16 protein-coding genes are annotated in these 19,939 nt (G+C 64.6%); 13 read left to right on the top strand and 3 right to left on the bottom strand.

Annotated features, from left to right (window positions below; all coding sequences use genetic code 11):
- Nucleotides 1-7 precede the first annotated feature (7 nt).
- The 6 genes from nirB to CSQ91_RS11060 are packed head-to-tail and all read left to right on the top strand — an operon-like array spanning nt 8 to nt 9,455.
- Nucleotides 8-2,560 (top strand): nitrite reductase large subunit NirB, encoded by a 2,553-nt coding sequence (gene nirB / locus CSQ91_RS11085; RefSeq protein WP_099388270.1) that lies wholly within the window; start codon nt 8-10, stop codon nt 2,558-2,560.
- A 12-nt stretch (nt 2,561-2,572) separates the two neighbouring features.
- A complete protein-coding gene (gene nirD, locus CSQ91_RS11080) occupies nt 2,573-2,926 on the top strand; it encodes a nitrite reductase small subunit NirD (RefSeq protein WP_070256593.1) in 354 nt (117 codons plus the stop codon).
- Complete coding sequence (locus CSQ91_RS11075) at nt 2,923-4,149, top strand: NAD(P)/FAD-dependent oxidoreductase (protein ID WP_071653678.1); 1,227 nt, start codon at nt 2,923-2,925, stop codon at nt 4,147-4,149. The genes nirD and CSQ91_RS11075 overlap by 4 nt, the downstream gene beginning before the upstream one ends.
- Nucleotides 4,150-4,171: 22 nt before the next feature.
- Nucleotides 4,172-6,841, top strand: a complete 2,670-nt coding sequence (locus CSQ91_RS11070) for a nitrate reductase (RefSeq protein ID WP_099388269.1) — start codon at nt 4,172-4,174, stop codon at nt 6,839-6,841.
- Between the two features lie 24 nt (nt 6,842-6,865).
- Nucleotides 6,866-7,435, top strand: coding sequence for an adenylyl-sulfate kinase (cysC, locus tag CSQ91_RS11065; RefSeq protein WP_373630449.1), 570 nt, complete (start codon nt 6,866-6,868; stop codon nt 7,433-7,435).
- A 4-nt stretch (nt 7,436-7,439) separates the two neighbouring features.
- The gene (locus CSQ91_RS11060; RefSeq protein WP_099388267.1) at nt 7,440-9,455 is read left to right on the top strand and encodes a diguanylate cyclase domain-containing protein; all 2,016 of its coding nucleotides are present in this window, start codon (nt 7,440-7,442) and stop codon (nt 9,453-9,455) included.
- 3 nt (nt 9,456-9,458) lie between these two features.
- Here CSQ91_RS11060 and CSQ91_RS11055 read toward each other — a convergent pair whose 3' ends face one another.
- The 3 genes from CSQ91_RS11055 to CSQ91_RS11045 all read right to left on the bottom strand — a co-directional run bounded on the left by CSQ91_RS11055 (nt 9,459) and on the right by CSQ91_RS11045 (nt 12,080).
- Entirely contained in the window at nt 9,459-10,376 is a 918-nt protein-coding gene (locus CSQ91_RS11055) for a pyridoxal-phosphate dependent enzyme (RefSeq protein ID WP_099388266.1), read from the bottom strand.
- Nucleotides 10,377-10,461: 85 nt separating this feature from the next.
- The gene (locus tag CSQ91_RS11050; protein ID WP_052139937.1) at nt 10,462-10,965 is read right to left on the bottom strand and encodes a MarR family winged helix-turn-helix transcriptional regulator; all 504 of its coding nucleotides are present in this window, start codon (nt 10,963-10,965) and stop codon (nt 10,462-10,464) included.
- 356 nt (nt 10,966-11,321) lie between these two features.
- Nucleotides 11,322-12,080 carry a DeoR/GlpR family DNA-binding transcription regulator gene (locus tag CSQ91_RS11045; RefSeq protein WP_180278398.1) on the bottom strand — a complete coding sequence of 253 codons (759 nt, stop codon included), beginning with the start codon at nt 12,078-12,080 and terminating at the stop codon, nt 11,322-11,324.
- A gap of 192 nt (nt 12,081-12,272) precedes the next feature.
- Between CSQ91_RS11045 and glpD the strand changes: the two genes are divergently transcribed.
- The 7 genes from glpD (at nt 12,273) to CSQ91_RS11010 (ending at nt 19,885) form a co-directional block, all read left to right on the top strand.
- Nucleotides 12,273-13,829, top strand: coding sequence for a glycerol-3-phosphate dehydrogenase (gene glpD, locus CSQ91_RS11040; protein ID WP_257217290.1), 1,557 nt, complete (start codon nt 12,273-12,275; stop codon nt 13,827-13,829).
- A gap of 74 nt (nt 13,830-13,903) precedes the next feature.
- Nucleotides 13,904-14,992 (top strand): ABC transporter ATP-binding protein, encoded by a 1,089-nt coding sequence (locus CSQ91_RS11035; RefSeq protein WP_099388264.1) that lies wholly within the window; start codon nt 13,904-13,906, stop codon nt 14,990-14,992.
- Nucleotide 14,993: 1 nt separating this feature from the next.
- On the top strand, nt 14,994-16,097 hold the full coding sequence (locus CSQ91_RS11030) for an ABC transporter ATP-binding protein (protein ID WP_099388263.1): 1,104 nt from the start codon (nt 14,994-14,996) through the stop codon (nt 16,095-16,097).
- Entirely contained in the window at nt 16,094-16,978 is an 885-nt protein-coding gene (locus CSQ91_RS11025; RefSeq protein ID WP_034754965.1) for a carbohydrate ABC transporter permease, read from the top strand. The genes CSQ91_RS11030 and CSQ91_RS11025 overlap by 4 nt, the downstream gene beginning before the upstream one ends.
- Nucleotides 16,975-17,781 (top strand): carbohydrate ABC transporter permease, encoded by an 807-nt coding sequence (locus tag CSQ91_RS11020; RefSeq protein ID WP_034779108.1) that lies wholly within the window; start codon nt 16,975-16,977, stop codon nt 17,779-17,781. Before CSQ91_RS11025 ends, CSQ91_RS11020 begins: the two co-directional genes overlap by 4 nt.
- Nucleotides 17,782-17,809: 28 nt before the next feature.
- Nucleotides 17,810-18,085 (top strand): DUF2160 domain-containing protein, encoded by a 276-nt coding sequence (locus CSQ91_RS11015; RefSeq protein ID WP_034779613.1) that lies wholly within the window; start codon nt 17,810-17,812, stop codon nt 18,083-18,085.
- A 72-nt stretch (nt 18,086-18,157) separates the two neighbouring features.
- A complete protein-coding gene (locus CSQ91_RS11010; protein ID WP_034779106.1) occupies nt 18,158-19,885 on the top strand; it encodes an ABC transporter substrate-binding protein in 1,728 nt (575 codons plus the stop codon).
- The last annotated feature ends 54 nt before the right edge of the window (nt 19,886-19,939 follow it).

Genomic DNA, 19,939 nt, shown 5'->3' with positions numbered 1-19,939 from the left:
GAAAACAATGAACCACCCCCTGAACATCGTCGTCCTTGGCCATGGCATGGTCGGACACAAATTCCTCGAACGCCTGGCGCTGGAGAACAACACGCGCCTGTCCGTGACGGTCTTGTGCGAAGAGCCGCGCCCCGCCTACGACAGGGTGCACCTGTCCGAATTTTTCAGCGGAAAATCGGCCGAGGACCTGTCGCTGGTGGCGCCCGGCTTCTTCGACAAGGGCAACGTCGTCCTGAAGCTCAATGCGCGCGCCGTGTCCATCGACCGCGCGGCGAAAACCGTCACCGCCAGCACGGGTGAAGTGCTGGGCTACGACAAGCTGGTGTTCGCCACCGGCTCCACGCCGTTCGTGCCGCCGCTGCCGGGCAAGGAGCGCGATGGCTGCTTCGTCTACCGCACCATCGAAGACCTGGAAGCCATGCTGGCCTGGGGCGGAAAGTCAAAAACGGGCGTGGTGATCGGCGGGGGATTGCTGGGTCTCGAATGCGCGAAGGCCTTGAGGGATCTGAAGCTGGACACCCACGTGGTGGAATTCGCGCCGCGTCTGATGGCCGTGCAGGTCGATGAAGGCGGCGCGCGCGTCCTGCGCCGCAAGATCGAGGAACTGGGCGTGACCGTGCACACGCAAAAGAACACCCTGGCCATCGTCGACGGCGAAGCGGCCACGCACCGCATGCAGTTTGCCGACGGCAGCCACCTGGAAGCGGACATGATCGTCTTCTCGGCCGGCATCCGCCCGCGCGACGAACTGGCGCGCGCCTGCGGCCTGGACGTGGGACCACGCGGCGGCATCGCCATCGACGACAGCTGCGTCACGTCCGACCCGGACATCTATGCGATCGGCGAATGCGCGCTGTGGGGCGGCCTGGTGTTTGGCCTGGTGGCGCCCGGCTATGAAATGGCGCGCATCGCGGCGCGCCACGTGCTGCAGGAAGAGGGCGAAGCCTCGTTCAAGGGCGCCGACATGAGCACCAAGCTCAAACTGATGGGCGTGGACGTGGCCAGCCTGGGCGACCCGCACGGCAATGCGCCGGGCAGCCGCTCCTACCAGTTCATGGATGAACGCAAGCAGATCTACAAGAAGATCGTCGTTTCCGATTGCGGCAAATACCTGCTGGGCGGCGTGATGGTGGGCGACGCCAGCGAGTACGGCACCTTGCTGCAGATGATGCTCAATAAAATCGAGCTGCCGGCATCCCCCGAGTTCCTGATCCTGCCCCAGGCCGACGGCCAGCAAAAAGCGGGCCTGGGCGTGGATGCCTTGCCCGAGTCGGCGCAAATCTGCTCGTGCAATGACGTGTCGAAAGGCGCGCTGTGCGCGGCCGTCGCCGATGGCGCCACCACCATCGGCGCATTAAAGTCCTGCACGAAAGCGGGCACCGCGTGCGGCGGCTGCGTGCCGCTGGTGACGCAGATCATGAAGGCGGAAATGCAGAAGCAGGGCCTGGCCGTCAACAACCACGTGTGCGAACACTTTGCGTATTCGCGCCAGGAATTGCACCACCTGGTCCGCGTGGGCAAAATCCGCAGCTTCGGCGCGCTGCTGTCCGCGCATGGCCAGGGTTTGGGTTGCGACGTGTGCAAGCCCGTGGCGGCGAATATCCTGGCATCGTGCTGGAACGATTTCGTCCTGTCTCCGGTGCACGCCAGCCTGCAGGACAGCAACGATTATTTTCTCGGCAATATCCAGAAGGATGGCACGTATTCCGTCGTGCCGCGCATGCCGGGCGGCGAAGTGACGGCCGACGGCCTGATCGCCGTGGGCATGGTGGCGAAAAAATACGGTCTCTACACGAAAATCACGGGCGGCCAGCGGGTCGACCTGTTCGGCGCGCGCGTCGACCAGTTGCCGGCCATCTGGGAAGAACTGATCGCGGTCGGCTTCGAGTCGGGCCACGCCTACGGCAAGTCGCTGCGCACGGTGAAATCGTGCGTCGGCTCCACCTGGTGCCGCTATGGCGTGGCCGACAGCGTGGGTTTTGCGATCCAGCTGGAAAACCGCTACAAGGGCTTGCGCACGCCGCACAAGATCAAGTTCGGCGTCTCCGGCTGCACGCGCGAATGCGCCGAGGCGCAGGGCAAGGACATCGGCCTGATCGCCACGGAAAAGGGCTGGAACCTGTACGTGTGCGGCAATGGCGGCATGAAGCCGCGCCATGCGGAGTTGCTGGCGTCCGACCTCGATGAAACCACCCTGGTGCGCTACGTCGACCGCTTCCTGATGTTTTACGTGCGCACGGCCGACCGCCTGCAGCGCACCAGCGTGTGGCGCGACAACCTCGAAGGGGGCCTCGATTACCTGAAAGCCGTCGTCATCGCCGACCGGCTGGGCATCGCCCACGAGCTGGAAGCGGACATGCAGCACGTGGTCGACACGTATGCCTGCGAGTGGAAGGAAGCCGTTTCCAACCCGGCCGTGCGCCAGCGCTTCCGCCATTTCGTCAACAGCGACAAAGGCGATGAAAACGTGGTGTTCGTCGAAGAGCGGGGCCAGATCCGGCCCGCCACCGAGATGGAACGCCGCAGCACCGTGATCCCCATCCTTGCCGTGGAGGCTTGAGCCATGAACGCCATGAATGAACTTTCCGGCGCCACCGCCGACAACTGGGTAGCCATCTGTCCCTTGACCGACATCGTGCCCGACACGGGGGTGTGCGCGCTGCTCGGTGGCCGCCACGTGGCCGTGTTCCGCGTCGGCGATGCCGCGCCGCGCGTGTACGCCATCGACAATGTCGACCCGAATGCGGGCGCCTCGGTGCTGTCGCGGGGCCTCGTGGGCAGCATCGGCGAGCGCGTCGTCGTCGCCTCGCCCATCTACAAGCAGCACTTCGACCTGGCCAGCGGCGAGTGCATCGAAGCGCCCGAGCATTCGGTGGCCACCTGGCCCGCGCGCGTGTTCGCGGACATGGTGTGGGTGGCCCTGTGAACCCGCCCCGGCGTCCCGCGCTCGTGGTGGTCGGCAACGGCATGGCCGGCATGCGCACGGTCGAGGAACTGTTGAAACTCGCGCCGGACCTGTACGACATCACCGTGTTCGGCGCCGAGCCGCACGGCAATTACAACCGCATCCTGCTCTCTCCCGTGCTGGCCGGCGAAAAGTCGGTGGATGACATCATGCTGCATACGCGCGACTGGTATGCGCAAAACGGCATCACCCTGCACGCGGGCGACCCCGTCGTGCGCATCGACCGCAAGGCGCGCACCGTGCAGTCGCTGTCCGGCATCACGGTTGCCTATGACCGCCTGCTGCTGGCCACCGGTTCCACGCCCTTCATCGTGCCCGTGCCGGGCCATGCGCTGCCCGGCGTGATCGGCTTTCGCGACATCAGCGACGTCGATACCATGCTGCAGGCGGCGCGCACGCACCGCCACGCGGTGGTCATCGGCGGCGGTTTGCTGGGGCTGGAAGCGGCCAACGGCTTGCAGCGCCAGGGCATGGACGTCACGGTCGTGCACATGAGCGGCGCCCTGATGAACCAGCAGCTCGATGCGCCCGCATCGATGCTGCTGAAATCGGCGCTGGAAGCGCGCGGCCTGCGTTTTCTGATGCACGCGCAAACGTCCGCCATCATGGGCAGCGCCCGGGTGGAAGGCGTGCAGTTTGCGGACGGCAGCAGCATCCCCGCCGACCTGGTGGTGATGACGGCCGGCGTGCGCCCCAACATCGCCCTGGCGCAAGCGGCCGGCCTGCACTGCGAACGGGCCATCGTCGTCGACGACTGCCTGCAAAGCTACGACCCGCGCGTGTACGCCGTGGGCGAATGCGTGCAGCACCGGCGCGCCACCTTCGGCCTGGTCGCGCCCATCTGGGAACAGGCGCGCGTGTGCGGCGCGCACCTGGCCGGCGCGGGACACCGCCGCTACGTGCAGCAGGCCAGCGCCACCAAGCTGAAAGTGACGGGCATCGACCTGTACTCGGCCGGCGACATCATCGGCGGCGAGGGCAGCGAAGACCTGGTGCTGCGCGACCCGCGCCGCGGCGTCTACAAGCGGTTGGTGGTGCAGGGCAGCCGCCTGGCCGGCGCCGTGCTGTATGGCGACGTGCAGGACGGTCCCTGGTATTTCGACCTGATCCAGCAGCGCCGCGACATCAGCAAACTGCGCACCCATTTATTGTTTGGCCAGGCGCTGTGCGCCCAGGCCGCCTGACAGCGACCAACAGGATACTTTCATGACTAGCTGCATGCCCGTGAAAACCACTTGCCCGTATTGCGGCGTCGGCTGCGGCGTGGAAGCGACACGCCTTCCCGACGGCGCCATCCGCATCGCCGGCGATAGCGGCCACCCGGCCAACCTGGGCAAGCTGTGCGTGAAAGGCTCGGCCCTGGGCGACACCCTGGACCTCGACAAGCGCCTGCTGCATCCGCAAGTGCGTGTCGATGGCGTGCTGCAGCGCGCTTCCTGGGATGCCGCGCTGGACCAGGTGGCCGGCGGCTTGCGCGCCATCATCGCCGAGCACGGCCCCGACGCCGTCGCCCTGTATGTCTCGGGCCAGCTGCTGACGGAAGACTATTACATCGCCAACAAATTCATGAAGGGCTATGTGGGCAGCGCGAATATCGACACCAATTCGCGCCTGTGCATGTCGTCGGCCGTGGCGGGCCACAAGCGGGCGTTCGGCGAGGATATCGTGCCGGGCTGCTATGAAGACCTGGAACTGGCCGACATGGTGGTGCTGGTGGGCTCGAACACGGCCTGGTGCCACCCGATCCTGTTCCAGCGCATCACACGTATCAAGGAAAGCCGACCGCACATGAAACTGGTGGTGATCGACCCGCGCCGCACGGCCACCTGCGAGCTGGCCGATTTGCACCTGCCCGTGAAACCGGGCACGGACGTGTGGCTGTTCAACGGCTTGCTGTGCTACCTGGCACGCGAAGGCGTGATCGATGACGATTTCGTCACGCGGCACAGTGCGGGACTGGACGACGCGCTGGCGGCTGCCCACGTGGATTGCGGCGACCCCTTGCAGGTGGCGGCCATCTGCAAGGTCGACCCGCACGCCTTGCTGGCGTTTTACCAGGCGTTTGCCGCCACGCGCAATGTCGTCACGGCGTTTTCGCAGGGCGTGAACCAGTCGTCCTCCGGCACGGACAAGGTCAACAGCATCATCAACTGCCATCTGGCGACGGGGCGCATCGGCCAGCCCGGCATGGGGCCGTTCTCGCTTACGGGCCAGCCAAACGCCATGGGCGGGCGCGAAGTGGGCGGCCTGGCCAACATGCTGGCAGCGCACCTGGAGCTGGACAAGCCGCTGCACCGCGAAGCCGTGCAAACCTTCTGGGGCTCTCCGCGCATGGCAAGCAAGCCTGGCCTGAAGGCGGTGGACCTGTTCCAGGCCATCGAGGCGGGCAAGGTGAAAGCCGTGTGGGTCATCGCCACCAATCCGCTGGTCAGCATGCCGGACGCCGACCAGGTGCGCCGCGCGCTGGCCAAATGCGAACTGGTGGTGGTGTCGGACATCAGCGCCAGGTCGGACACGAATGCCCATGCCGACGTGCTGCTGCCGGCCCTGGGCTGGGGAGAGAAGGATGGCACGGTGACCAATTCCGAGCGCCGCATCTCGCGCCAGCGGGCGTTTTTGCCGGCGCCCGGCGAGGCGCGCGCCGACTGGGACGTGCTGTGCGACGTGGCACGGCGCATGGGACATGCCGGCTTCGATTTCACGTCGCCGCAGGCCATCTTCGACGAACACGCGCGCCTGTCCGCCTTCCGCAACGCGGGAGACACGGCGCGCCTGTTCAACCTGGGCCACCTGGCCGGCCTGGATGCGGCGCACTATGACGCCCTGGCGCCGCAGCAGTGGCCGCAGGGCCAGGCGAGGTTGTTCGGCGACGGCCGTTTCGCGCATGCGGACGGGCGCGCGCGCTTCATTCCCACGGCGCCGCGCGCGCCGCGCAACATGCCCGACGAGGACTATCCGCTGATCCTCAACACGGGCCGGGTGCGCGACCAGTGGCACACGATGACGCGCACGGGCAAGGCGGCGAAACTGTCGGGCCACATCGCCGAAGCCTTCATCGATATCCACCCGCAGGATGCGCTGCTGTACAGCGTGCGCGAAGGCGAGCTGGCGCGCATTTCCAGCGCCTGGGGCGCGATGGTGGCGCGCGTCGTGCATGGTGGCGGCATCGCGCGCGGCCAGGTCTTCGTGCCGATACACTGGAGCGACGCCAATGCATCCGATGCGCGCGTGGGCGCCGTCGTCAACCCCGTCGTCGATCCTGTCTCGGGCGAGCCGGAATTCAAGCACACGCCCGTGCGCATCGAGCAGTTCCGCGTGCACTGGCATGCGTTTGTCCTGAGCCGCACGCCCTTGAACCTCGACGGCGTGGCGCACTGGACGCGCATCCAGGGCGAGCAGTTCCTGCGCTACGAGCTGGCCGGCCGCCAGCGCATCGAAGACCTGGGCGCCTGGGCGCGCGCGCTGCTGGGCGTCACGGACGATAATGCCGACTGGCTCGATTATGCGGACGCCAGTGCCGGCGTGTACCGCGCCGTGCACCTGGACGAGGGGCGCATCGCGCAATGCGTGTATGTCTCGCCGCGTCCCGACCTGCCGTCGCGCAGCTGGCTGGCGGGCCTGTTTGCGCACGCGCAAATGGATGCGGCCGACCGCGCCGGCGTGCTGCTGGGGCAGCCCATCGGCAAGGGCGTGGACGCGGGGCCCACCGTGTGTTCGTGCTTTGGCGTGGGACGCAACACCATTTGCGCGGCCATCGTGGAACAGCGGTTGACGACGACGGCGCAGGTGACGGCCTGCGTCAAGGCGGGCGGCAATTGCGGCTCCTGCGTGCCGGAGATACGACAATTGCTGCTTGAGACGCGCAGCGCTGCCTGATAATCTGTCCTTTCCTGCGCGGCTTTGTTATATTGCCAGCTCTACAAGAGGAGAGGCAGTGTGATGACAGCAGGACAACACGACACGGTCTGGCTGACGGGCTTGAGCGGCGCCGGCAAGTCCAGCATCGCCGATGCGCTGGCGCGCCGGCTCAAGGCGGAGGGCCGCGCCGTGGCGCTGCTCGACGGCGACCAGCTGCGCCATGGCTTGAACCGCGACCTGGGGTTTACGCCCGAAGACCGGCATGAAAACATCCGCCGCACGGCCGAAGTGGCGCGCCTGATGAACGGAGGGGGGCTGACCGTCATCGCCGCCCTCATTTCGCCGTATCGCGCCGACCGGGCCATGGCCGCCGCCATCATCGGCACGGCGCATTTCATCGAAGTCCACGTCAGCACGCCGCTGGCCGTGTGCGAGGCGCGCGATCCGAAAGGCCTGTATGAAAAGGCGCGCGCGGGGCAGCTGGCGCAATTCACGGGCATTTCCGCCCCTTACGAAGCGCCGCTGGCGGCCGCGCTGACCCTGGACACGGGCACCCTGGCGCTGGACGAGTCGGTCGAGCGCCTGTACCGGTATTTGCAGCGGCGGACGTGACGGCATGACGGCGACAAGAGGGAAATTGCGTCAGTGGCTGCGCCGGCGCCTGCCCGCCAGCCTGAAGGCGCGCATGAGCGTGGTCGTCTTCCTGCTCGTGCTGGGCGCGGTGGCTTCGCTGGCGCTGGCCACCCTGGCCGTGGCCGAACGCGGCATGCGCGACGTGATGGGGCGCCAGCAGTACGTATCGCTGGCCAGCGCCGCCGTCTTCATCGACGAGGAACTCGACGCGAAGCGCAATGTGCTGCGCGCGATGGCGGACAGCCTGGCGGCCAGCGACGGGCACGACGGCGCCAGCCTGCAGCGTTTCCTGGCCGCGCAGACGGTGCTGGGGACGGAGTTCTATTCGGCCGGCGTGGTCGGCATCGACGGCGACGTCCTGGCCAGCGTGAGTCCCTTCAAGCCGCAGGCGGGGCTGAACGTGAAGGGCCGTCCTTACTTTGAACAGACGCTGGCGACCCGGCGCTCGGTGATTTCCGCGCCGCTCAACGGCAGTATTTCCGGCATGCCCATCGTGGTGGTGACGCAGCCCGTGTTCGACGCGCAGGGCGGCGTGCGCTATGTGCTGGCGGCCAGCGTGAACCTGCGCCAGCCCGATTTCCTGGGCCGTCTGGGCGCCCTCAAGCCGGGGCAGGGCGGCTATCTGTACATCATGACCAGCGAAGGCGTCATCGTCGAGCATCCCGACAAGTCGCGCATCATGCAGCATATCGAAGCCCATGGCCCCGTCAGCGTGCCCACGCGGCGCGCCATGCAGGGCTACGAGGGCTGGCTGACCGGCACCACCACGCAAGGCGTCGATGCCCTGTTCGCCTACCACCGCATCGCCTCGACGGGCTGGATACTGGCGTCCGTGTATCCCATGAGCGAAGCCTTCGCGCCGCTGCACGCCATCCGCAGCAAGATCCTGCTGGCCGCCGTGCTGCTGGCGACGCTGGCGGGCCTGGCCGGCTGGCGCGTGGTGCTGCGCCTGCTGCTGCCGCTTGAGCGCTTGCGCCGCCAGGTGCACCAGATCCGCCGCCAGCGCCTGGGCATCGAGGCGCTGCAAATCGAGCGGCGCGACGAGATCGGCGACTTGAGCCGCGACTTTTACTCGCTGGTGGCCGAGCGCGAAATCGCCGAGGCGCAGACGCGCGACAGCGAGCGGCGCCTGAAGCTGCTGACGGACCACGTGCCCGTGGTGATCGTCTATATCGACCGCGAGCACCGCTACCAGTTCATCAACGCCACGTTTGAAAAATGGTTCGGCAGGTCGCAGCAGGAAAGCCTGATGCAGTCGATCCGCGACGTGCTGGGCGAGGAAGCGTACCAGCTGCGCGAGCAATACCTGCGGCGCGCCTTCGCGGGCGAGGAGGTCGAGTATGAATTCACCATCGGCGGCGAGGGGGACGCCGGCCGGCGCGCCTTCCAGACCAGCTACGTGCCCGACGTGGGCGAGAGCGGCACGGTGGAAGGCGTGTATGGCCTGATTCATGAAATCACCAAGACCAAGGCGATGCACACGGCGCTGCAGTTTGCCGCCGCCACCGACACCCTGACGGGCATCGCCAACCGCCGCCGCTTCGACGAGCAGCTGGCGCAAAGCATGCAGCGCACGCGGGCTGCGCGCGCGCCGATGGCGCTGGCCTATCTCGATATCGACCGTTTCAAGGCCATCAACGACAGCCTGGGACACAAGGCGGGCGACGAGGTGCTGAGGGAATTCGCTTCGCGCCTGGTGCGCAGCGTGCGCGCCAGCGACCTGGTGGCGCGCCTGGCCGGCGATGAATTCGTGATCATTCTCGAAGGCGTGAACGGCGCGGCCGAAGTGCGCCACGTGGGCGCCAAGATCATCGACGCCATCCGCCAGCCCTTTGAACTGGCCAGCGGCCCGTTGCCGGTGACGACCAGCATCGGCATCGCCATCTTCCGCGAAGGCGCGCTGACGGCGGCGCAGTTGCTGGACCTGGCCGACCAGGCCCTGTATGCCGCCAAGGGGCAGGGCCGCGACGGCGTGGCGCTGCTTGAGGCGGCGCCCTGAGTATTACAGGGTGGCAGTCCAGTGGTCGAGCTGCTGCGTGGTGGCCGTCACGCCGCCGCACACGATGACCAGCACATTGCGGTAGGGCGCCAGTTCCTGCACCTTGCTGTAGACGGCCGCCAGCGCCGCGCCGCAGGCCGGCTCCACCACCAGGCGCTGGTCGGTGATGAAGCGCTGGCAGGCGTCGACGGCGGCCTGGTCCGACACCACCACGCTGTGCAGCAGGCGCGTCTGGCTGATGGCGAATGCCTGCGCGCAGACCTGGCGCGCGGCCAGCGACGTGGCGATGCTCGTCACGGCCGGCAGGGTCACGTGTTCGCGCGCGGCCACGGCCGCCGCCAGCGAGGCCGCGCCTTGCGTTTCCACGGCCACCAGGGCCACGTCATCCCAGCCGTTGCGCTGCAAGCCTTCGGCCACGCCGGCCAGCAGGCCGCCGCCGCCCACCGACAGCACCACCGCGTCCGGCTTCAGGCCCGCGCGCGCCACTTCATCGATCATGCCGGCGTGGCCCTGCCACAGCAGCGGGTCGTCGAACGGATGCAAGAAGGCGTCCTGCGGCGTGAGCATCGACTGCGCCAGCGCGTTCGCTTCCTGCCACGCGGCGCCGTGCACGATGACTTCGGCGCCTTCCTGCGCGATCAGGGCCCTGGCCCGTTGGCTGGTCGTTTCCGGCACGACGACGATGACGGGAATGCCCAGCTGGCGTCCCGCATAGGCGACGGCGATGCCGGCATTGCCGCCGGAAGAGGAGATGAAACGGCTGGCGCCGCGCCGCGCATATTCTTCGCAGGCGAGGCCGATGCCGCGGATCTTGAAGGAGCCTGGCGGCTGCAGGGCTTCGAGCTTGAGCCAGATGGCGCGTTCGCTGTGCAGGCTCAGGGCGCGTGAATTGAGCAAGGGAGTTTCGATGTGCAGGGCCATGCGTGTTCCTGGTAGACAGTCAGGCCAGCATCATAGCCGAAGCGCCCGCGCCACCGTGTCACCCTTGCAGGGAGTGTTACTGCTGTTAATTCAGCGGGGCGCTCTTGAGCTGATGCGTGCGCGCCACTTCCTTCATCGCTTCGAGCAGGTCGTCGCGCAGCTGGCGCGGCAGCTTGCCAAAGAATTCCTCGTCGTTCTGGTCGGCCATCTCGGCCAGCACGGGCACCAGCGCCTCGCCTTCCGTGGTCAGTTCGATCGAGTGCTGGCGGCGGTCGGCCAGCAGGATGGACTTGCTGACCATGCCCTTGCTTTCCAGGCGGTCGATCAGTTTCGATACGGCGCCCTTGCTCATGCCGGACACTTGCGCCAGTACCGTGGGCGAGGTGCAGCCCAGGCGGAACATTTCGCGCAGCACCACCCATTCGGAGACCGTCACGCCATTGGCTTCGGCTTTTTTCTGGAAGCTGTGGGAAACGTGGTTGGAAACGAAACGCAGCCAGTAACCGAGGTGGGCTTCCAGCTCGCTGACGGGGACGCTGTTGGGATGGGCGGATTGCGGCATGGCGGCCGCTTCAAAATTATGGCTCATTTCTTTTCCTTCACTGGGCGGCGTTGCCGGCATGGTTAAGGCCTTCACGCTTGCTGTCGAGTGGTTTGTTTGGGAACAATCATCGTGCTTGAGATAGTTTTAACACTGTTTTCACAGGAAATCACTTACCGGCAAAGAGTTTTTCCTTTTTTCTTGCTCTGGAGAGATAAAAAAACAATATCAAGCAAATAATCGTATTGCCAGAGAGGAAGATTAAAAAAATAACTCATGTTGCATCAATGGTAACAGCATTTTTGCCGAATTGATAAATATTTCATATCATTCGGTGCGCTTGCCCACACACGGCGTATTGCCCACGCGACAGTGCGGGGTTTTCTTGCAGAAATGCGGCCCGCTCAGGCCAGCACCACCTTCACGCCCGCGTCGCGCAATACTTCGGCAAAGCGGGGCGGTGGCGGCGCATCTGTAAACAAGATGTCGATTTGCGCCAGGTCGGCCAGGCGCACCAGCGCCTTGCGGCCGAATTTATGCTGGTCGGCCACCAGCCACACTTCGCGCGACTGCTCGATGATGGCTTGCGCCACCTTCACTTCGCGCGCGTCGAAGTCGCGCAGGCTGCCGTCTTCGTCGATGCTGGAAATGCCGATGATGCCGATGTCGACCTTGAACTGGCGGATGAAGTCGATGGTGGCTTCGCCGACGATGCCGCGGTCGCGCCCGCGCACCACGCCGCCGGCCACGATGACTTCGCAAGCGGCGTTGTCGGCCAGGATGGCGGCCACGTTCAGGTTGTTCGTCACCACGTGCAAGCCCGTGTGCCGGCCCAGCGCGCGCGCCACTTCCTCGGTGGTCGTGCCGATATTGATCAGCAGCGAACAGCCGTGCGGCACCTGCGCGGCGACGGCGGCGGCGATGCGCCGCTTGGCGTCGCTGTTGAACACCTGCCGCTGGCTGTAATCGATATTTTCCACGGACGAGGGCAAGCCGACGCCGCCGTGGTAGCGGGCCAGCAGGCGCGCTTCTTCCATCTGCTTGACGTCGCGGCGCACGGTTTGCGGCGTCACGCCCAGCTGCTGGGCCAGCTCTTCGACGGACATGGTGACCTTCTGGCGCACCACTTCGAGCAGGCGGCGCTGGCGGGGATTCAAAATCATGGATTTGTCTCTTTAAAAATCATAAACGAACAGAAACGAACAAATAGTGATGAAAATATGTTGCTATGAGTTCGCATTCTGGCGTATCTTATTCATATTGCATGCGTATTACCAGATGGTGATCTTAACGACAGTCGCCGGCGATGCCTAGTCTTTCCTCGCCAGCGTGTCCCCGACATACACGGAGTCCCGATGACCGCAGCACAGCAAGGTGTGGAGACAGCGATGGCATGCGATGTGCTGGTGGTGGGCGGCGGCATCAATGGCGCCGGCATCGCGCGCGATGCGGCCGGGCGGGGCTTGTCCGTAGTGCTGTGCGAAAAGGACGACCTGGCCGCGCACACCTCATCCGCATCGACCAAGCTGATACATGGCGGCCTGCGCTACCTCGAATACTATGAATTCGGCCTCGTGCGCAAGGCGCTGATCGAGCGCGAAGTGCTGCTGCGCTCGGCGCCGCACATCATGTGGCCGCTGCGCTTCGTCATGCCGCATGCGCAGGGCCAGCGCCCCGCCTGGCTGATACGCGCCGGCCTGTTCCTCTACGACATGCTGGCGAAGCGGGAAATCCTGCCGGGCTCCAGCGGCATCGACCTGACGCGCCACGCCGCCGGCAAACCGTTAAAACCCGAGTTCAAGCGCGGCTTCGTGTATTCCGACGGCTGGGTTGACGATGCGCGCCTGGTGGTGCTGAACGCCATCGATGCGGCGGACAAGGGCGCACACGTGCTGACGCAGACGCGCTGCACGGCGCTGGCGCGCGAGGGGGCTTCCTGGCTGGCTACCTTGCAGCACGCGGGCGGCAGGCAGACGATGGTGCGCGCGCGCAGCGTCGTCAATGCGGCCGGGCCGTGGACGGCCGAATTCCTGCAGCAGGCGGCGCCCGGCGGACAGGGCCGGCATTTGCGCCTGATCAAGGGCAGCCATATCGTCGTCAAGCGCCTGTTCGAGCATGATCACGCGTATATCTTCCAGCATCCGGACGGGCGCATCGTGTTTGCCATTCCGTATGAACACGATTTCACCCTGATCGGCACCACCGACCTCGACTATCACGGCGACAGCGGCAAGGTGGAAATCGACGACGAGGAAATTCGTTACTTGTGCGAGCTTTCCAGTTACTATTTCAGCAAGCCCATTGTGCCTGCCGATGTGGTGTGGACGTATGCGGGCGTGCGCCCGCTGGTGGAAGACGCGGCGGCCGATGCCAAGGCCGTCACGCGCGATTACCGCTTCGAACTGGACCAGGAAGGTGCGCCCCTGCTCAGTGTTTTCGGCGGCAAGATCACCACCTTCCGCAAGCTGGCCGAGGAAGCGCTCGATGTGCTGGAGCCGTTGCTGGTGTCCGAGCCGGGCAAGCGGCGGCGGGCCTGGACGGAGCAGGCTTGCCTGCCCGGCGGCGATGTGTATGGCACCGTGCCGCAGAACCGCTCCGTGCGCGAGTTCGGTCAGTTCGTGCAAGGCTTGCAGCGCGAGTATGCGTGGCTGCCGGCGGCGCTGGTGGCGCGCTATGCGCGCGCCTACGGCACGCGCATCCACGTGCTGCTCGAGGGCAGGGCGGACGTGGCGGCCATGGGCGAGGAAATCGCCGCCGGCCTGTACGCGGCGGAAGTCGAATATTTGCGGCGCCATGAATGGGCCGTCAGCGCGGCCGACATCCTGTGGCGGCGCTCCAAGCTGGGTCTGCACCTGCCGCGCGAGACGGCGGAGAGGCTCGATGCCTGGCTGTTGCAGCACCCTTTGCCGTAAGCACAACACGTTGGCGACCGCGCCCCGCAGAGGGTGCGGCGAAGAATAAGAAACCATCACTGGAGGAGAAGCGCGTGCAACTGGTACTGGACAAGATCAGCAGGAAGCAGGGGGCTGACGACTTTTTATATCCGATGTCGCTGGCCTTGGTGCCGGGCGCCATCAACGTCTTGCTGGGCACCACGCGTGCCGGCAAGACGACCCTGATGCGCGTGATGGCGGGCCTGGACAAGCCCAGCGGGGGCACCGTGACGGCCGATGGCGTCGACGTGACGGGCGTGCCCGTCAGCCGCCGCAACCTGGCCATGGTGTACCAGCAATTCATCAACTATCCGGCCTTCACTGTCTACGACAATATCGCCTCGCCCTTGCGCTTGCGCAAGGTGCCCGAGGAACAGATACGGACGAAAGTGCTGGCGCTGGCCGAGCGCCTGCATATCACGCCGTACCTGCAGCGCACGCCCGGGGAACTGTCGGGCGGGCAGCAGCAGCGCACGGCGCTGGGGCGCGCGCTGATCAAGGATGCATCGTTGCTGCTGCTCGACGAGCCATTGGTGAACCTCGACTATAAGCTGCGCGAGGAATTGCGCCGCGAATTAACGGAACTGTTTTCCAGCGGCAGCACGACGGTCGTGTACGCGACCACGGAGCCGCTGGAAGCGCTGCAGCTGGGCGGCCACGTGGCCGTGCTGCACGAGGGACGCCTGCTGCAGCAGGGGCCGACCCTGGACGTTTTCAATGCCCCCAATTCCATCGATGTGGCGCGCACCTTCAGCGACCCGCCCATCAACCTGATCCCCGCGCGCGTGGATGCGAATGGCGTGGCGCAGGCGGCGGACGGCCTGTCGATACACCTGAGCGGCGAACAGCGCGCCCGCCTGGGCGACAGTACGGAGGTGATCCTCGGCGTGCGCGCACACAGCCTGCATCTGTCTCCCCAGTCCGATGGCGACGTGCCCATCGCGGCGCTGGTGGACCTGGCGGAAATCAGCGGCTCGGAAACCTATGTGCATGCGCGCCGCGGCGAGCTGGCCCTGGTGGCGCAGCTGGGCGGCGTGCACAACCTGGAGATCGGCAGCGCCTGCACCGTGTATTGCCAGCCGCACGCCTTGCTGATCTTCGCGCAAGACGGCGGGCTGCTGTTTGCACCGGGAGGAGCTTGACATGGCGCGCATCGAACTGGTCGACCTGGCCCACGCCTACAAACCGAACCCGACGGCGCCAAGCGACTACGCGCTGCGGCCCATGAGCATGGAGTGGCATGACGGCGGCGCGTATGCCTTGCTGGGACCGTCCGGCTGCGGCAAGACGACCTTGCTCAATATCATTTCCGGCCTGGTGAAACCGTCGCATGGCAAGGTGCTGTTCGACGGCAAGGACGTGACGCAGCTGCCGACCGAGGCGCGGAATATCGCGCAAGTGTTCCAGTTTCCCGTGATCTACGACACCATGACCGTGCACGACAATCTGGCGTTTCCGTTGCGTAATCGCGGCTGGAAAGAGACGGAAGTGAAAAAGCGCGTGCAGCAAGTGGCGCAGATGCTGGAATTGACGGGCGACCTGAAATTGCGCGCCAGCGGCTTGTCCGTGGATGCCAAGCAAAAGATTTCGCTGGGACGCGGTCTCGTGCGCCCCGACGTGGCGGCCGTGCTGTTCGACGAACCGCTGACGGTGATCGACCCGCATTTGAAATGGCTGTTGCGCAGAAAATTGAAGGAAATCCACCACGAACTGAAATTGTCGTTGATCTACGTCACGCACGACCAGGTGGAAGCGCTGACCTTTGCCGACCAGGTGGTCGTCATGACGCAGGGCGAAGTGGTGCAGACGGGCAGCGCGCAAGCCCTGTTCGAGGAACCCGAGCACACCTTTGTCGGCTATTTCATCGGCAATCCGGGCATGAACTTGCTCGATTGCACCTTGGACGATGGCGGCGTGCGCGTGGCGGGGCAGCTACTCGCCGTGTCCGCAGCCGCGCGCGCGGCGCTGTCGGGTGCGCAAGGAAAAATCACGGTGGGCGTGCGGCCCGAATTCGTCGAGTGCGTCAAGGCGTACCCGGGAGACGGGGGGGGCGACCACTGCCTGGATGCCACGGTCACGGCCGTGCGCAACATGGGTACGCATTACCTGGCGGAATTCCAGCTGGGTGGCGCGACGGTGGCGGCCAAGCTGCGCGCCATCGATGCCGTCGCGGGAGATGCCGTGCGGCTGCGCTTTCCGCCGCAACGCACCTTGTTCTATGTCAACGATAAGCGGGTGGCCTTATGATACATAACGGTAAAACCGATAACAACCGCCGCGCCTGGCTATTGATCCTGCCCGTGCTGCTGTGCGTGGCCTTTTCCGCCATCCTGCCGCTGATGACGGTGGTGAACTATTCCGTGCAGGATATTCTGAGCCCCACGCAAAAGGTCTTCGTGGGCACGGAGTGGTTCCGCATGGTCATGCTGGACGGCGACCTGCACAGCGCCTTGCTGCGCCAACTGCTGTTTTCCGGCTCCGTGCTGGCGATCCAGATTCCGCTGGGCATTCTGATCGCCCTGTGCATGCCGGCCGATGGCTGGAAGGCGTCGCTGGCGCTGGTGCTGATCGCGCTGCCCTTGCTGATCCCCTGGAACGTGGTGGGCACCATCTGGCAAATCTTTGGCCGCGGCGATATCGGCCTGATGGGCTATACCCTGAACCAGCTGGGCTTTGACTACAATTACAACGGCAATTCGCTCGACGCCTGGCTGACGGTGATGGTGATGGATATCTGGCACTGGACGCCCCTGGTCGTGCTGCTGTGCTATGCGGGCTTGCGCGCCATTCCCGACGCGTACTATCAGGCCGCGCGCATCGACGGCGCCTCGCGTCTGGCCGTGTTCCGCTACATCCAGCTGCCGAAACTGCGCAATGTGCTGATGATCGCCGTGTTGCTGCGCTTCATGGACAGTTTCATGATCTACACGGAACCGTTCGTGCTGACGGGCGGCGGGCCGGGCAATGCGACCACCTTTTTGTCGCAGTACCTGACGCAAAAGGCCGTGGGCCAGTTCGACCTGGGGCCGGCGTCCGCGTTTTCCCTGATCTATTTCCTCATCATCCTGCTGTTCTGCTTTGTGCTGTACACGTGGATGCAGCGCGTCGGCACGGGAGACCAGAAATGATGCACAAGAAAATGAGCAGTGCCATCCTCGCCGTCTTTTTGCTGGCGTCATTGTTGCCCATCTACTGGATGCTCAACATGTCGCTCAAGACCAACGAGGAAATCGTCGGCGTGCTGAGCCTGTGGCCCCAGCAACTGACGTTCGCCAACTACCACACGATCTTCACGGACCGGTCCTGGTACAGCGGCTACATCAATTCCATGATTTACGTGGCCTTGAACATGGTGATGTCGGTCACGGTCGCCTTGCCGGCCGCGTATGCCTTTTCGCGTTATAACTTCGTGGGCGACAAGCATCTGTTCTTCTGGCTCTTGACCAACCGCATGACGCCGCCCGCCGTCTTCCTCGTGCCATTCTTCCAGCTGTATTCGACGGTGGGCCTGATGGATACGCACCTGGCAGTGGCCTTGGCGCACATGGTCTTCAACGTGCCGCTGGCCGTGTGGATACTGGAAGGCTTCATGTCCGGGGTGCCGAAGGAAATCGACGAGACGGCGTATATCGACGGCTACAGCTTTCCCCGCTTCTTCATCCGCATTTTCTTGCCAATGATCAAGTCGGGCGTGGGCGTGACGGCCTTCTTCTGCTTCATGTTCAGCTGGGTGGAACTGTTATTGGCCCGCACCTTGACGTCCGTCAATGCCAAGCCGATTGCCGCCACCATGACGCGCACCGTGTCGGCGGCCGGCATGGACTGGGGCGTGCTGGCGGCAGCGGGCGTGCTGACCATCGTGCCCGGCGCGCTGGTGATCTGGTTCGTGCGGCATTACATTGCCAAGGGTTTCGCGATGGGGAGGGTGTGACATGGAAAATACAGATAGCACAGCCAGCCTGTTCGGCTGGATGGCGTGGACGCCGGAAGTGGCCATCTTCTTCATTTGCATCGGTTTGATGCTGGCCGGCATGACGGTGTGGCAGATCCGTTCGCCCAGCATCGAGCGCAAGGGCTTCCTGCCGATGCCGACCACGCGCGGCGACCGTTTGTTCATCGGGCTGTTGACGGCCGCCTACGTGAATCTGGCGTGGGCGGGGTTCACGGAAATGCAGCAAGCCATCGGGGCTGCGATCAGTTTTGTCTTGTTGTTGGTTGTAATGCGTTGGGGATGACCGGCTTGCCGGTGTTGATGGATGCCGTACCGCCAGCAGGCGGCCGGTAAAAACTATAAAAGGAGATTCACGATGAAATTGAAGTTCACGGTCTTCGCGGCTGCGGCCATGCTCGTGTCGAATGCGGCCCTGGCGGACGCCAAGCAGGCGCAAACCTGGATCGACAAGGAATTCCAGCCATCCAGCCTGAGCAAGCAACAACAGCTTGCTGAAATGAAATGGTTCATCGATGCGGCGGCCAAGCTGAAAGCCAAGGGCATCAAGGAAATTTCCGTGGTCTCGGAAACCATCGACACCCACGTCTACGAATCGAAGACCCTGGCCAAGGCATTCGAGGAAATCACGGGCATCAAGGTGCGCCACGACATCATCCAGGAAGGCGACGTGGTGGAAAAGCTGCAGACCTCCATGCAGTCCGGCAAGAGCATCTATGACGGCTGGATTTCCGATTCCGACCTGATCGGCACGCACTACCGCTATGGCGCCGTCGAGCCGCTGTCCGACTACATGGCCGCCAAGGGCAAGGAATTCACGAATCCGGGCCTGGACCTGAAGGATTTTATCGGCATCAGTTTTACGACGGCGCCCGATGGCAAGGTGTACCAGCTGCCCGACCAGCAATTCGCCAACCTGTACTGGTTCCGCGCCGACTGGTTCGCGCGCAAGGATTTGCAAGCCAAGTTCAAGGCCAAGTATGGCTATGAGCTGGGCGTGCCGCAGAACTGGTCCGCGTATGAAGACATCGCCGACTTCTTCACGAATGACGTGAAGGAACTGGACGGCAAGAAAGTCTATGGCCACATGGATTACGGCAAGAAAGACCCATCCCTGGGCTGGCGCTTCACGGATGCGTGGCTGTCGATGGCTGGCGCGGCCGACAAGGGCATTCCGAACGGCATGCCTGTCGACGAATGGGGCATCAAGGTGGCGGCCGACAAGTGCACGCCCGTGGGCGCATCGATGTCGCGCGGCGGCGCCACCAATTCGCCGGCGGCCGTCTTTGCGCTGACGAAATACATCGACTGGATGAAGAAATACGCGCCGCCGCAGGCGAACGGCATGAATTTCTCGGAATCGGGCCCCGTGCCGGCGCAGGGTGAAATCGCCCAGCAAATCTTCTGGTACACGGCGTTTACGGCCGGCATGACGAAACCGGGCTTGCCAGTGGTCAACAAGGATGGCACGCCGAAGTGGCGCATGGCGCCGTCGCCGCACGGCCCGTACTGGAAAGAGGGCATGCAGAACGGCTACCAGGACGTCGGTTCCTGGTTCCTGTTCAAGTCCACGCCGGACGACCGCAAGGCCGCCGCCTGGCTGTATGCGCAATTCGTCACGTCGAAAACCGTGTCGCTGAAGAAATCCATCGTCGGCCTGACGTTTATCCGCGATTCGGATATCCGCCACGATTACTTCACGAAGCACGCGAACGAGTACGGCGGCTTGATCGAGTTCTACCGCAGCCCAGCCCGCGTAGCGTGGACGCCGACGGGCAACAACGTGCCCGACTATCCGAAGCTGGCGCAGCTGTGGTGGAAGAACGTGGCCACGGCCATCACGGCGGAAAAAACGCCGCAAGCCGCCATGGATAATCTGGCCGAGGAAATGGACCAGGTCATGGCGCGCCTGCAACGTGCCGGCATGAAGGCGTGCGCGCCCAAGCTCAATCCCAAGGTCGATCCGAACCAGTATCTGTCGGACCAGCACGCCCCATGGAAAAAGCTGGCGAATGAAAAGCCGAAGGGTGAAACGATTGCCTACGACAAGCTGCTGCAAGCCTGGAAAGAAGGCAAGGTAAGGTAAACTGCCTGCGCTGTCCTGAGGGCACGGAGTGAACACCCTCCGTGCCTGTTTTTA

Source organism: Janthinobacterium sp. BJB301 (genome assembly GCF_002735685.1).
GTDB classification, from domain to species: Bacteria; Pseudomonadota; Gammaproteobacteria; order Burkholderiales; family Burkholderiaceae_D; genus Janthinobacterium; species Janthinobacterium lividum.
The sequence above is the reverse complement of the archived record's forward strand: the minus strand, read 5'-3'. Positions and strand labels throughout refer to the sequence as shown.

What these genes read in the sequence shown, in the direction of transcription:
- nirB (WP_099388270.1), top strand. Translation starts at nt 8, where the DNA reads ATGAACCACCCCCTGAACATCGTCGTCCTTGGCCATGGCATGGTCGGA.
- nirD (WP_070256593.1), top strand. Translation starts at nt 2,573, where the DNA reads ATGAATGAACTTTCCGGCGCCACCGCCGACAACTGGGTAGCCATCTGT.
- CSQ91_RS11070 (WP_099388269.1), top strand. Translation starts at nt 4,172, where the DNA reads ATGACTAGCTGCATGCCCGTGAAAACCACTTGCCCGTATTGCGGCGTC.
- CSQ91_RS11060 (WP_099388267.1), top strand. Translation starts at nt 7,440, where the DNA reads ATGACGGCGACAAGAGGGAAATTGCGTCAGTGGCTGCGCCGGCGCCTG.
- CSQ91_RS11055 (WP_099388266.1), bottom strand. Translation starts at nt 10,376, where the DNA reads ATGGCCCTGCACATCGAAACTCCCTTGCTCAATTCACGCGCCCTGAGC.
- CSQ91_RS11050 (WP_052139937.1), bottom strand. Translation starts at nt 10,965, where the DNA reads ATGAGCCATAATTTTGAAGCGGCCGCCATGCCGCAATCCGCCCATCCC.
- CSQ91_RS11045 (WP_180278398.1), bottom strand. Translation starts at nt 12,080, where the DNA reads ATGATTTTGAATCCCCGCCAGCGCCGCCTGCTCGAAGTGGTGCGCCAG.
- glpD (WP_257217290.1), top strand. Translation starts at nt 12,273, where the DNA reads ATGACCGCAGCACAGCAAGGTGTGGAGACAGCGATGGCATGCGATGTG.
- CSQ91_RS11030 (WP_099388263.1), top strand. Translation starts at nt 14,994, where the DNA reads ATGGCGCGCATCGAACTGGTCGACCTGGCCCACGCCTACAAACCGAAC.
- CSQ91_RS11025 (WP_034754965.1), top strand. Translation starts at nt 16,094, where the DNA reads ATGATACATAACGGTAAAACCGATAACAACCGCCGCGCCTGGCTATTG.
- CSQ91_RS11020 (WP_034779108.1), top strand. Translation starts at nt 16,975, where the DNA reads ATGATGCACAAGAAAATGAGCAGTGCCATCCTCGCCGTCTTTTTGCTG.
- CSQ91_RS11010 (WP_034779106.1), top strand. Translation starts at nt 18,158, where the DNA reads ATGAAATTGAAGTTCACGGTCTTCGCGGCTGCGGCCATGCTCGTGTCG.